Genomic DNA, 13,160 nt, shown 5'->3' with positions numbered 1-13,160 from the left:
TTCGGGCTTAAGCATTTATTTTTTCCCTTTAAAATGAATTTCGATGATCATAATGTCCTCGGGAATTATTTTTTGGTCATGTTTTTGGTCTTCGCCACCTTAAAGAGAATAGATAATGAGTAAAGTCGGCTTGCATCCCGGAAATGCATTTAAAGAAGCAAAGGCTTTGTATAAGGCTAATCAGGCAGAAAAAGCGAAAGCACTCTGTCTCCGGATTGTTCAGCAATATCCTTTGCATCAGGACGCCAATTACTTTCTCGCCAAATTAGCTTTTGAAGCTGGTTTGAATGAGGAATCGCTACTTTTTTTACAAAAAGCGTTTACGGGGGCGCAGCAATTCAACGCAGATAAGCATGCTTATTATCAGATTCTCAATCGATATATACAGAGTCGTTCATTTGAACAGCTTGAAATTGCCAGTCTGTGGCTGACCGGATTTAATCCTAAAGATGGTATTGCCTGGGATTACCTTGGTATCAGCCGTCTGGAACAGGGAAAATATCCCGAAGCCTATGAAGCGCTTCAACATGCTGTCGCGCTATTGCCGAACAATCCTCATGTACTGGCGAATATTGGTAATGCGCTGATCTCTCTGGAGCGTTGTGCCGAGGCAGCTACTTATTTGCGGAAAGCGGTCTCAATTGACCCAGCGATGGTGGTGGCACAGAATAATCTTGGCAATGCTTTACGGATGATAGGGCAGACCGAGGCGGCGATTGAGGCATTGAAGGTTGCCGTACGCCTGAACCCCAGCCTGGCCTATGTTCATAACAATCTGGGTCTCGCGTATCGCGAAAATGCGCAATGCGGTGAGGGCATCAAGTGTTTTTATACCGCGCTGGAATTGCAGCCCGATCTGATTCAGGTATATCCGAATCTGATCGATGCTCTGAGGCAGAACGGCGAGGTGCAGCGCGCGATTGAATGTGGCAATGAAGCGATGGATCGTTGCGCGAATATCCCGGAATTCTGGGGTGGCTACGGTGATGCGCTGCGCGAGGCCAATCATCTTGATCCCGCAATCGAAGCCTACATGCGGGCGCTGTCATTCAAAAAAGATTCGCAGTCGTCGTTTAATCGCAAAATATTCAGTAATTTACTGTTCTGTTTAAATTACCACCCGGATTTACCCGCAGAGGCCATTTTCGGTGCGTATCAGGATTTCGATCAGCGTTTTGGTTTGCCCAATAAGGTCTTCTGGCGTCCTTTTGATAACGTACGCGATCCCAATAAGCGTTTGAAGGTTGGTTATGTAGCGCAGGCGTTTTATAACCAGGTCTGTAAATATTTTCTGCTGCCATTGCTGGAAAAGCACGATAAAAGTCAGGTCGAGGTTTATGCCTATGCGAATCCGCCGTTTGAAGATGAAACAACGGAATATTATAAAAAGTCGGTTGACCACTGGATTTACACCCGCGAAATGACGGATGCAGAATTGGCAGAACGTATCCGCGCAGATGGCATCGATGTGTTGATCGACGTTGCTGGACACACAAACAGCAACCGCCTCGGCGTCTTTGCACGCAAACCTGCGCCGGTTTCGCTGCATTGGCTGGAATACGGCTACACCACAGGTTTAACCGCGATTGATTATTACCTGACGGACAAAGCCACCGTCACCGATAACTGCGCCCATTTGTTTTCTGAAAAAGTCTGGTGTCTGGACGGGCCGGCTTACACCTATCGTCCGGATGTCCGTAAAGCAGAGCTGGTGCCACCACCTGTGCTGGAAACGGGCGTAATTACTTTTGGCAGTTTGTCGCGCTCAGTCCGTATCAATCATAAAGTGGTGAAGGTCTGGTCAGCGATATTAGATGCGATGCCAAATTCCCGTCTGATTATTAATAGTGGTGATTTTAAAGACGTCAAAGTGCAGGATGAAATGGCATCGCGTTTCATGCAATACGGCATAGATCGTTCAAGGCTGGAGATAGGTTTCACCAGCCCGTCGTGGGAAGTGTTAAAGCAAATCGATATTGGTCTCGACTGTTTCCCGCATAATTCCGGTACAACGCTGCTGGAGAGCATTTATATGGGTATTCCTTTCATTACACTGGCGGATCGTCCATCGGTCGGGCGTATTGGTGCCAGCGTGTTAAGGGGGATGGGCCGCGACGAATGGGTGGCGCAAACTGAAATGGAATATGCGCAGAAAGCCCTGATCCTCGCGCATGATGTCGATGGCCTTGTGCATTTGCGGCAGACGCTGCGCGCCGAGATGGAAGCTTCACCATTGATGGATGAGCCCGGTTTTGCGCGTGATGTCGAGAAAGCCTATCGCGGCATGTGGGAGATTTACTGCAAGGAGAATGCGCAATGAAAGCGGTGATTCTGGCGGGTGGTCTGGGAACGCGGATTTCAGAAGAAACCCATCTCAAGCCAAAGCCGATGATAGAAATCGGCGGCCACCCGATCTTGTGGCACATCATGAAGAGCTATTCAGCGCATGGGGTGAATGAATTTGTGATCTGCTGCGGCTACAAGGGCTATCTGATCAAAGAGTATTTTGCGAACTACTTTTTGCATATGTCCGATGTCACCTTTGATATGCAGCACAATCGTATGGAAGTGCACGAACGCCATGCTGAACCGTGGAAAGTCACGCTGGTGGATACCGGCGAAGACACAATGACAGGCGGGCGGCTCAAACGTGTGGCGCGTTATGTACAAGATGAAGAAGCCTTTTGCTTCACGTATGGCGATGGTGTTTCTGATCTTGATATTGCGGCCTCAATCGCGTTTCACAAAAATCACGGCAAGCTCGCAACGGTGACAGCGGTATTGCCACCAGGACGTTACGGTGCGCTGGAGCGTGACGGCGATCAGGTTGCTGGCTTTACTGAAAAGCCTCGCGGTGATGGTGGCTGGATCAATGGCGGATATTTTGTGTTGTCTCCCAAAGTGCTCGATTTTATTGGTGACGACAGCGTCAGCTGGGAAGCGGAGCCATTGGCCAGATTAGCGCAGCAACAGCAACTCATGGCTTACGAACATGCCGGTTTCTGGCAACCGATGGATACGCTGCGCGAGAAAAATCTGTTGGAAGATTTGTGGCAATCAGGGCAGGCACCATGGCGAACATGGTAAATCCCGACGTAGTCAGTCCTGGGGCTATCAACGCATTTCCTGCCCCCGAGCCTAGTTTTTGGCAGGGCAGGCGGGTATTGCTGACCGGACACACTGGTTTTAAAGGCGCATGGCTGGCATTCTGGTTGCTGCGCATGGGCGCGACGGTGACTGGACTGGCGCTGGCACCGCGTACCTCGCCGGATTTGTTCGATGCGCTGGGCTTGGCCGGGCGCATGCAAAGTCATATCGGTGACATCCGTGATGCTTCGCTAGTGCGTCAGATTGTGATGGAGAGTCAGCCGGAAATCGTTTTGCATCTGGCGGCGCAGGCGCTGGTGCGGCCAAGTTATAAAGATCCGCTGGACACCTTTTCAAGTAACGTGATGGGCACCGCCAACGTGCTGGATGCTTTGCGTGGTGTTGACAGCGTTCGTGTGGCACTGATGGTGACGACCGACAAAGTCTACCGTAACCGCGAATTACTGACGCCGTATCCGGAAACCGCTGAACTGGGGGGACATGACCCGTACAGCGCGAGTAAAGCGGCGTCTGAGCTGGTAATTGCCAGCTACCGCTCGGCATTTCTGGCTGAGCAAGGCGTGACGGTGGCGGTTGCCAGAGCGGGCAATGTCATCGGTGGCGGCGACTGGTCGGAAGATCGTTTGCTGCCGGACGCAGTGCGGGCATGGCAAAGACATGAGCGTCTGCAGATACGTCGGCCAGAATCAGTGCGGCCATGGCAGCATGTGCTGGAGCCGGTCTCGGCTTATCTGACCTTGGCACAGCAGGCACACCATTTACCGGGCCTGGGAGAGGCCTGGAATTTCGGGCCGGACGAAGTCGCTACCGTGCGTGAAGTTGTTGAACTGGCGCAGGGCGCTTATGGTGGCGGAGATGTCGATTTCGCTCACGACATCATTGGTCCACACGAAGCAGGTCTGCTGGCGCTGGATGTCAGCAAGGCGCGCCGGGAATTAGGCATACGCGCACGCTGGGATTTGCAGAATGCGGTGCGCCGCACGATGTGCTGGTATCGCGATTTTGAGCAGGGCGTGAGCGCCAGCGATTTGTGCGAGCGCGATCTGGACGCATTTTTACAGGGTACAGAATAAGGACGCTGGCAGAACATCCGGCGCAAAGTTAAGTAGAACGAGGAAAAAAACAGGAAAATGGCTGCCTATATACTCCCGGGAGTATATTTCAAGCCCCTTTATTTTCAAGGAGATGAGAGGGGAACTTCTCAAAAGTGGGGGGAGTATATGAAAACAGGCAGTAATAAGGCCAAATCAAGATGATGAATGCCGGGCTGATGAAGATGAAAATGTATGGCACAACGATTTGAACGGTTGACGACGCCGCTTGCCGGTTTGTCGCTCTTGCAGCGTCGGCCGCTGGCGGATGCGCGCGGCTACTTTCAGCGCCTGTTTTGCGCAGAAGAACTGGTGGAGTTCGGCTGGACACAGGGTGTCGCACAAGTGAATCACACTCAGACACTGGAAAAGGGCAGCGTGCGCGGCTTGCATTTGCAATTACCTCCGCACGCCGAAATGAAATTGATTACTTGTTTGCAAGGCGCGGTCTGGGATGTCGCCGTCGATCTGCGTAAAAATTCTCCGACGTTTTTACAATGGCATGCCGAAGTGCTGTCTGCCGACAATAAGCGCTCATTCCTGATACCACAGGGGTTTGCGCATGGCTTTCAGACGCTCACAGATCATGTGGAAATGTTGTATTGCCATAGTCACGCCTATCAGCCAACGGCGGAAATGGGAATGAATGTTTTTGATGAGCGACTGGCGATAGGCTGGCCTTTAGCTGTGACGGCGATGTCTGACAAAGACCGGCAGTGGCCGCTGCTGGATGCATATTTTGAAGGAGTAAACGTATGAAATGCCGGCATTGTGGTCAGGCTCTGACGCAGCCTTTTCTGGATCTGGGGAGCGCGCCGCCGTCGAACGCTTATCTGACTGCCGAGGCATTGCATCAGCCAGAAGTCTGGCTGCCATTGACACTGATGGTGTGCGATACATGCTGGCTGGTGCAGACGCTGGATTTTACCGGACGCGAAAATCTGTTTGATGCGGACTATGCGTATTTCAGTTCATGTTCGTCAAGCTGGTTGCGTCATGCTGAACAGTTTGTCACGGCAATGCGCGCGCAGCTGGCGCTTGATTCCAACAGTATGGTGGTGGAAGTCGCTGCGAATGACGGCTATCTGCTGCAATACGTTCAGGCGGCAGGCATTCCCTGTCTGGGTGTCGAACCTACGCACAGCACCGCCAATGCTGCGCGAGCCAAAGGTATTCCTGTCGTCGAGCGCTTTTTCGGGCGTGAACTTGCTGCAGAACTGCTTGCACAAGGAAAATCAGCGGACCTCACCGTGGCCAACAATGTGCTGGCACATGTGCCTGATATTAATGACTTTGTTGCAGGATTCGCGCTGCTGCTGAAACCCTCAGGTGTGGCGAGTTTTGAGTTTCCGCACCTTCTTAATATGGTGCAGCAAAATCAGTTTGATACCGCGTATCACGAACATTATTCGTATTTGTCTTTGCATGCGGTGCAAACGATTTTCGAACACAATGGTTTGCAGATCATCGATGTGCAGGAATGGCCTACACATGGCGGCAGTTTGCGCGTGCTGGCGCAACGTCTGGATGTTAAAGCCAGACCCGTACAGCCTGGCGTTGGCGATATTCTGGCGAAAGAACGTAATGCCGGTATGAATGCGCTTCCGTTTTACCGTGATGTGCAAAGCAGGGCGGAGCAGGCGAAATTCGATCTCTTGCAATTCCTGCTCGATTGCCAGAGCCAGGATCTGCGCGTTGCTGCCTACGGTGCAGCGGCTAAAGGAAATACTTTGCTGAATTTTTCCGGTATCCGGCCAGACTTATTACCTTATGTGGTGGATATTAATCCGCACAAACAGGGTAAGTTTCTTCCCGGTAGCCGGATTCCGATTGTCAGTCTGGCGCATTTGCTGGCCGATAAACCTGACAGAATTCTGATTTTGCCGTGGAACCTGCAGGAAGAAATCATGCATGATCTGGCTGCCGTCAAAGAATGGAATGCCCGCTTCGTCGTCGCCATTCCACAATTGCATCTTCTGTAAAGGAATTCATTGTGATCGACATTCATCCCGATGCGCGTATTTCCAGGCTGGCTGATATTGAAGATTCTGTGCGCGGCACCCGTATCGTGATCGGTGCGTTGTCCAGTATTGACAGCTTTGTTAAATTCAAACCAGCTGGTGGCAGCGGTGATGTCGTGATTGGAGAGCGCACTACGATTAATTCCGGTTGCGTGCTGTACACCGGTAACGGCATTCGCATCGGTAATGATGTGGCGATCGCGGCAAACTGTACTTTCGCGCCGGTCAATCATGCGTATCAGGATAAAAGCAGGCGTATTAATCAGCAGGGTTTCTTGCCAAGCAAGGGCGGCATTGTGATTGAAGATGATGTCTGGATCGGTGCCAATTGCGTGATTCTTGATGGCGCTGTGTTGCGCCAGGGGTGTGTGATTGGCGCGGGCTCAGTTGTACGCTCTGAGGTGCCTGCTTTTTCGATCAATGTCGGCGTTCCTTTACGCCGGGTCGGGTGGCGTGAATGAGTGTGCCGATTGCAGCGATGCATGCCACCCTGATTGGCGGTCATGGATTTGTCGGACGCCATTTGCAGGTGCAATTGCGCAGCCTTGGCTGGACCTGCGATGTACCGTTGCGGGATGATGTGAGCTTGTTTCAACGCGATCTCGGACACGTTTTTTACTGCGCTGGCCTGACGGCAGATTTTCGTCAGCGGCCGTATGACACCGTGGAAGCGCACGTTGCATTGCTGTCGAATGTATTGCAACAGGCTTCTTTTCTGAGCCTGACTTACTTATCCAGTACGCGGGTATATGCCGGGGCGGCGACGACAGATGAGGGCGCGGCATTGCAAGTACGCTCCCACGTTTCCGGGGATCTGTACAACATTTCCAAACTGATGGGCGAAAGCCTGTGCCTGAATAGTCAGCGCGATGTCCGGGTCATTCGCTTATCGAATGTCTATGGCTTACATATGCCAACACAGAATTTTTTGTCTGAAGTGCTGACATCCGCAGCCAAAGACAAATGCGTCGTTTTCCGCAGTTCGCCGCAATCGCAAAAAGATTACATCGCGGTACAGGATGTGGTGCGCTGTTTGCCCATCATTGCACAACACGGCGAAGCAGGAATTTATAATCTGGCCAGCGGTTGCAATGTGTCGAACGCTGAAATTGCCAGTATCTTGCAGAGGCAGGGCGTACGCTGTGAGTTTCAAAACAATGCGCCGGATATCTTGTTTCCCACCATGAACGTTGCAAAATTACATGCGCTTTGCGGCGCTTCTCATCACGAACTGGCAACGGATTTGCCTACACTTTACTCACACTATTGCGAGACACCATGAACCCTATTCAGCAATTTGAAGCCGAACGCGCAGCGCGCATAGAACAACTTGGGCAAGACCATGCGTTTCAGGCGCAGTCCCGCGACTGGCTGGAACAGAGCATGCGCAAACAGTATGTCTATAATTTTTCGTGGCTGGGGCGTCCTATCATCCAGAACCCGATAGATATCATGGCGGTGCAGGAACTGATGTGGACGGTACAGCCTGATCTGGTCATCGAAACCGGTATCGCGCATGGCGGCTCCATCATTTTTTCGGCGTCCATGCTGGAACTGATTGCTGCATGTGGCGGCAATCTGGATGCACATGTACTCGGCATTGATATCGATATACGCGAACACAATAAGCAGGCGATACTGGAACATCCGATGTCAAAACGCATCACGATGCTGCAAGGCTCAAGTGTGGCGCCGGAAATTGTCGCGCAAGTACATGCGGCTGCTAAAGACAAACAAAAAGTGATCGTTTTTCTCGATTCGAATCACACCCATGAGCATGTGTTGGCCGAACTGGAAGCCTATGCGCCTTTGGTCAGCAAAGACAGCTATTGCGTCGTGTTTGATACCTTTGTTGAAGATGTTCCGGCCGATGTATTTGATAGCCGCCCGTGGCAGCCAGGGAATAGCCCGAAAACAGCGGTGCATCAGTATTTGCAAACCCACCCTGAGTTTGAAATCGACAAGGCGATGCAACATAAATTGCAAATTACGGTTGCGCCGGATGGTTTCTTGAAGCGGATCAGTTAATGCTATGCGTGAAGCAGCGATCCTCACAAACAGGAGTCGCCTGTTTTGCTGAGTGAGATGGTGAATACAAAAAAAGGCCGCGATATAGCGGCCTTTTTGTTTCAGTCGTCTCGGTGTATTGGTATTGGTATCAGCGTCAGTTTGCTTTCACTACACGATTTTTCCCGGATTGTTTTGCTTCATACATCGCCTTGTCAGCACGTTTGATCAGCGTTTCCTGAGCTTCATGCGGCAAACGAAGGGCGACGCCGGCGCTGAACGTAATAAACAGGCGCTGTTCATCGGCAGTGAAGAAATGCTTGGTCAGTTCACGCTGTACTCTGACCATCGCCTGTGCCGCTTCTTCCAGGCCGGTCTCGGGCATGATAATGATGAATTCCTCACCGCCCCAGCGGGCGATGACATCGATGGAGCGCAAGGTCTGTTTTACTATTCGGACCAGATGCACCAGCGCTTCATCACCGGCGTTATGGCCGTGAGTATCATTGAGTTTTTTGAAGTTATCCAGATCCAGCATGGCGATGCAAAGCGGCGAGCTGCGCCGGTCCGCGCGGTCGGCTTCACGCTCAAAGATATCTTCCATACCACGCCGGTTCAGGCTGCCTGTCAACTGATCTTCTCGCACCAGTTCACTCATTTGTGCCAGTTTATCTTCGAGACCTTTAATTTTTTCTGCAGCTTCGGTCACTTCTTTCTGCGCGGCGACGATGATGTCGCGTGAGCGCAGGGTTTCCGATTGCACGACGCGGGTTTCATCCAGAATGTTGCCAATGATGTTGCTGACTTCGTTAGCATCGCTGGTATTTCTGATTTTGTTTGCGTAGAGATCCATCTTGTCCTGATAGACGCCGGCGCTGGTTGCCATCGCATTGAGTCTGTCGATAAACGCCGTCATCATATTTTTGACGGAGGTGTTCGACTCATCAATACTATTTTTAAGCACGCCCTGTTTGTAGATGACGTCTTTCAGGCTGCGGGTTGCTTCTTGCAATGCACGATGATCTATCGGGCCGGAAATCAGATTTTGCACGACTTCAATCTGACCGCGCAGCCAGTTGTCGTTGTCGAGCAGATCGTGAATATTCGTCAGCAATAAATCGAATAAACGCAGTAGTAATTCATGTTGCTCAGCGCTGTCGCCGCTTTGCAATTCAATCTGAAAACAAAGTTGCTTCAGACGGCTGGCAACCTGATTTAATTCAGGCTCATTATTCGCTTCTCTGACTGCCAGACCCAATGCTTCCGATTCGGTCGCAAGCGCCGGATTGGGTTTCAGCAAAGAACTGAGAGCTAATGTCAGCGTACGATACAGTAAGTCTTTCAGTACGCGCTGGCATGGGTCATCTTGCGCTGGGATATCGACCAAAGAAATCGGCGCTGAGTTGTTGATCACGGAAGGTGCGGGATCAACGAGGCTGATTTGATTGGTAGGCGCAGGTGGTTCGGTAATGCGTTGCGTCAGCAGTTCCAGACCTTTGCTGTAATCGTCCCAGTTCCCGGTTTTAACGGCGCGGCTGAAGCGATGACCAAAAGTAGATAAATCGCTTTGTGATGCCTGCAGGCTGCTGGCGAAGTTGGCCAGCAGATTTTCTGCCTCAGAAGGTTTAACTGCCTGTTGTATCGTTTCGGGCGTCGTCGCGGGCGTTTCCTCGCTGATGCCAGCCACCTCGTTATACAGTTTTCGGTAGGCATCGGGCGTCGGCGCAATCCTTTGTATCGCTAATTGACGAAACGTCTCACGTGCGATGTCAGAAGGACTTTTGAATTGTGACGAAGGTGGTTTGGTCGACATGTAGTCTGGTCAAAAACGATAAACGGTGAACAATAAACAATAAAACGATATGCAACAAAAAATACTCAATCGACAAGCTGATTCTTGATTGCGTAATGTGTCAGTTCTGCATTGTGCCGCAATTTCATCTTTAACAAAATCCTCGCACGGTATTCACTGATGGTTTTTACTGACAAAGATAGTTCTTTAGCAATGTCACTCACCGATTTACCCGATGCGATCATCGTCAGAGTCTGAAATTCACGATCGGACAGTGTTTTATGCGGTTCATCTTCATGCTCCTGATTCAGGTTGTTGGCTAACTCCTGAGCCAGTGCGGTACTGATGTATTTCAAACCATTTGAAACCTGCCGGATGGCAGCCAGAATCTCATCACTGCCGCAATGCTCATTGAGATAACCGGATGCGCCAGCCTTCAGGCAACGTATCGCATACTGATCTTCGCGAAAATTCGAAAACATCAACACGTTGACTTCCGGCTTTTCGGCTTTAATTTGCTTCAGAACTTCTATCCCATTTTTATCGGGCAGCGCGATGTCAAGCACCATCACATGGTAATCCAGCTTTCTGGATAAACGCACGGCATCCAGGCCGCTGCCGGATTCTCCCACGACCGCAATATCAGGTGTGGTGGCAATGATTCCTTTAATTCCTTCTCTGACCACAATGCGGTCATCCACAATCATTAACTTAATTGACGCATATTCAGCCATGCATATTCCATTTCTATCTCAGACCTTCGCTATTATGGGAGTTTTACTTTACAGTGAGAAGTCTTGGTACTCGCCAGCATCTGCGCTGCAATCACTGACTCAGAGTTGATCAGAACAGCGCGATCGCTTATTTTATAAGGGATGACAGAGCTGCGGTAAGAAGATGGTGATTAATTTGATCTGCTTCGGCAGAAGATAAAATAAATGAGCAAAGCTTTTATAAAAGAATCTGAGCAGGATGACGATGAAGAGATCGGCGCTCCTGCGATTCCTGCCGGTGCAAAGAATTACATGACGCCGGAAGGCCATCAGCGGATGAAAGACGAGTTCTTGCGTCTGATTGATGTTGATCGCCCGGAAGTGGTGAGCATTGTTTCCTGGGCCGCTTCGAATGGTGACCGCTCTGAAAACGGTGATTACATCTACGGGAAACGGCGTTTGCGTGAAATCGACCGGCGCATACGCTTTTTAAGTAAGCGTCTGGATATCGCAGAAGTGGTTGATCCGCGCGTGCATCATGGTTCCGATCAGATTTTTTTTGGTGCAACTGTGGTGTATGAAAATTTACAGGGTGAAGAAATTACGATCACCATTGTCGGCGTTGATGAATTTGACCCGCTGCAAGGAAAAATCAGCTGGATTTCTCCGGTTGCCCGCGCGCTGACTAAAGCGCGTACGGGGGACACTGTGATACTGAAAACACCGGCAGGAATCGATGAGTTGACGATACTGGATGTCATTTATCCGGCGTAAATTGACTCAGAACGATCCGCATACTGCGCACCTCATTTACTACTTACACGGCATACACGATGGCACTTAACTATACCGATATCAATCATCCTTTGCGGATTCCTCTGGCTGCCGAGGTGCATTCGCGTCCATCATTACGTCTGAATGCGCCTGAGGTGCTGACCCATATCGCGGTTTTTGCGCATAACCAGGGCCGCATCGGTGGTGACAATCTGCATGTGCAATTGCAGATACTCAGTGAATTTTGCGGATATTTCGGTGTCGCTAGTCCCGGTGGTGACGCTAAATATTTTTTCCATGATTTTGGCCGCTTCCGTTTGAAGTGGGAATGTCATACCGAGTTTGCGACCTATACGTTTCTGGATAATCCGGAAGACTCAACGCTGACAGTTGCAGCGATATCGGATATTGCCCAGGTATTTGCAAAGGTACCGTTGCGACATGTACCGCAACAATGGCTGGCTGGCTTGCAGGGAAAAGTCATGGTGGCGGCCCACGTCGCCCTGATTCCTGCCGCAACGCCTGTGGATACCACGCCACCGGCCGGTACGGTAACGATGCGCGGGATGTTTGAAGGCAGTGTGTTAGTCGGTAGTCAGGTGATTGATCGCGGTCAGGTCTGGACGGATTTTCTGATTCAGGCGGACGGCTTCAGCCGTTTCATCGTCAAGGATCAGGGCTTTCTCGATCAGCAGGCCGGACGTACCGTGCAGCGCATACTGGAAATCGAAACTTACCGCATGATCGCTTTACTTGGTCTGCCGCAAGCCCAGGCGGCCGCGCCAGTGTTGAATGCAATTGAAAACGAGTTGGTACAGATCACATCCACCATGACGCTGGCAAGCGGTAGTGATGGCGAGCTAGCCGATACCGATGCCGAACAGGGCGTCTTACGGCAAATTATTGATCTGGCGGCGCGCATAGAAAAGCTGGCGCTGGAAAACAGCTATCGTTTTTCGGCATCCAAAGCGTATTTCAGTCTGGTCAATGCGCGTATCGGCGAGCTGCGCGAGTCACGGATAGATGGTATTCCTACGATAGAAGAATTCATGGAACGTCGCCTTGCCCCGGCGATGCATACCTGCGAGGCAATTGTACGCAGACAGGAAGCGCTGGCTGCCAGAATTGCACATACCAATGATTTATTGCGTACCCGTGTCGGCATCGTACAGGAACAGCAAAATCGCAAGATATTGCAGAGTCTGAACGCACGCGCAGCACAACAACTGCGTTTGCAGCAGGCCGTCGAAGGGCTGTCTGTTGCCGCGATCAGTTACTACGTTGCTGGTTTATTTTTGTACACGGGCAAAGGCATGAAAGCCATGGGGCTGGAAATTAACCCGGATTTGCTGACCGGAATCCTGATACCGGTGATTGCCGTTTGTGTCTGGCTGGGTTTGCGGCGCATGCATAAAAAACTGCATTGAATTGTATTGAACGATTTTTTGCGGGCGTTGATCTGTCGGTAAATTCGCACTCTGCAAGCTGATTGCACTATGGATCAATCGCGCAACCGGGGCAATGCAGCGTGTGGCAACTGGATGGTTGAACGGTAAGCCCTGAAAAATGATTCAAATATACTCCCCGGGGTATATTTGAAGACCCAGTCAATTCGCTGACAACATGGTGGTTTTCTTTAAAAATGGGGGGAGTA

Annotated in this window: 12 protein-coding genes; 10 read left to right on the top strand and 2 right to left on the bottom strand. The window is 50.8% G+C overall.

All coding sequences use genetic code 11. From position 1 onward, the window contains the following. Window positions 1–115 precede the first annotated feature (115 nt). The 8 genes from KDM87_RS07160 to KDM87_RS07125 all read left to right on the top strand — a co-directional run bounded on the left by KDM87_RS07160 (window position 116) and on the right by KDM87_RS07125 (window position 8,248). Window positions 116–2,320: an O-linked N-acetylglucosamine transferase, SPINDLY family protein gene (locus KDM87_RS07160; protein WP_212678429.1), complete on the top strand. Its 2,205-nt coding sequence runs from the start codon at window positions 116–118 to the stop codon at window positions 2,318–2,320. Beyond that, window positions 2,317–3,087 carry a glucose-1-phosphate cytidylyltransferase gene (gene rfbF, locus KDM87_RS07155; RefSeq protein WP_190478325.1) on the top strand — a complete coding sequence of 257 codons (771 nt, stop codon included), beginning with the start codon at window positions 2,317–2,319 and terminating at the stop codon, window positions 3,085–3,087. Before KDM87_RS07160 ends, rfbF begins: the two co-directional genes overlap by 4 nt. Continuing rightward, a complete protein-coding gene (rfbG, locus tag KDM87_RS07150; RefSeq protein ID WP_230407623.1) occupies window positions 3,072–4,181 on the top strand; it encodes a CDP-glucose 4,6-dehydratase in 1,110 nt (369 codons plus the stop codon). The genes rfbF and rfbG overlap by 16 nt, the downstream gene beginning before the upstream one ends. Before the next feature lie 213 nt (window positions 4,182–4,394). After that, on the top strand, window positions 4,395–4,958 hold the full coding sequence (locus tag KDM87_RS07145) for a dTDP-4-dehydrorhamnose 3,5-epimerase family protein (protein WP_212678428.1): 564 nt from the start codon (window positions 4,395–4,397) through the stop codon (window positions 4,956–4,958). Beyond that, window positions 4,955–6,181, top strand: coding sequence for a class I SAM-dependent methyltransferase (locus KDM87_RS07140; protein WP_212678427.1), 1,227 nt, complete (start codon window positions 4,955–4,957; stop codon window positions 6,179–6,181). The genes KDM87_RS07145 and KDM87_RS07140 overlap by 4 nt, the downstream gene beginning before the upstream one ends. 11 nt (window positions 6,182–6,192) lie before the next feature. After that, window positions 6,193–6,681: an acyltransferase gene (locus KDM87_RS07135; protein ID WP_212678426.1), complete on the top strand. Its 489-nt coding sequence runs from the start codon at window positions 6,193–6,195 to the stop codon at window positions 6,679–6,681. Further along, window positions 6,678–7,502: an NAD-dependent epimerase/dehydratase family protein gene (locus KDM87_RS07130; protein ID WP_212678425.1), complete on the top strand. Its 825-nt coding sequence runs from the start codon at window positions 6,678–6,680 to the stop codon at window positions 7,500–7,502. Before KDM87_RS07135 ends, KDM87_RS07130 begins: the two co-directional genes overlap by 4 nt. Beyond that, window positions 7,499–8,248 carry a cephalosporin hydroxylase family protein gene (locus KDM87_RS07125; protein WP_212678424.1) on the top strand — a complete coding sequence of 250 codons (750 nt, stop codon included), beginning with the start codon at window positions 7,499–7,501 and terminating at the stop codon, window positions 8,246–8,248. The genes KDM87_RS07130 and KDM87_RS07125 overlap by 4 nt, the downstream gene beginning before the upstream one ends. Before the next feature lie 136 nt (window positions 8,249–8,384). Here KDM87_RS07125 and KDM87_RS07120 read toward each other — a convergent pair whose 3' ends face one another. Both KDM87_RS07120 and KDM87_RS07115 read right to left on the bottom strand, forming a co-directional pair. Beyond that, window positions 8,385–10,040 (bottom strand): GGDEF domain-containing protein, encoded by a 1,656-nt coding sequence (locus tag KDM87_RS07120; RefSeq protein WP_212678423.1) that lies wholly within the window; start codon window positions 10,038–10,040, stop codon window positions 8,385–8,387. A gap of 65 nt (window positions 10,041–10,105) precedes the next feature. Beyond that, window positions 10,106–10,753 (bottom strand): response regulator, encoded by a 648-nt coding sequence (locus KDM87_RS07115; protein ID WP_212678422.1) that lies wholly within the window; start codon window positions 10,751–10,753, stop codon window positions 10,106–10,108. A gap of 204 nt (window positions 10,754–10,957) precedes the next feature. On the opposite strand from KDM87_RS07115, the gene greB reads away from it, so the two are divergent. After that, complete coding sequence (gene greB, locus KDM87_RS07110) at window positions 10,958–11,506, top strand: transcription elongation factor GreB (protein ID WP_212678421.1); 549 nt, start codon at window positions 10,958–10,960, stop codon at window positions 11,504–11,506. A gap of 59 nt (window positions 11,507–11,565) precedes the next feature. Further along, window positions 11,566–12,933 carry a DUF3422 family protein gene (locus KDM87_RS07105; RefSeq protein WP_212678420.1) on the top strand — a complete coding sequence of 456 codons (1,368 nt, stop codon included), beginning with the start codon at window positions 11,566–11,568 and terminating at the stop codon, window positions 12,931–12,933. Window positions 12,934–13,160 lie beyond the last annotated feature (227 nt).

This window comes from Cognatundibacterium rivi (assembly GCF_018139565.1).
Classification (GTDB): Bacteria; Pseudomonadota; Gammaproteobacteria; order Burkholderiales; family Burkholderiaceae_D; genus Undibacterium; species Undibacterium rivi.
This window is presented reverse-complemented; position numbering and strand designations above follow the sequence as displayed.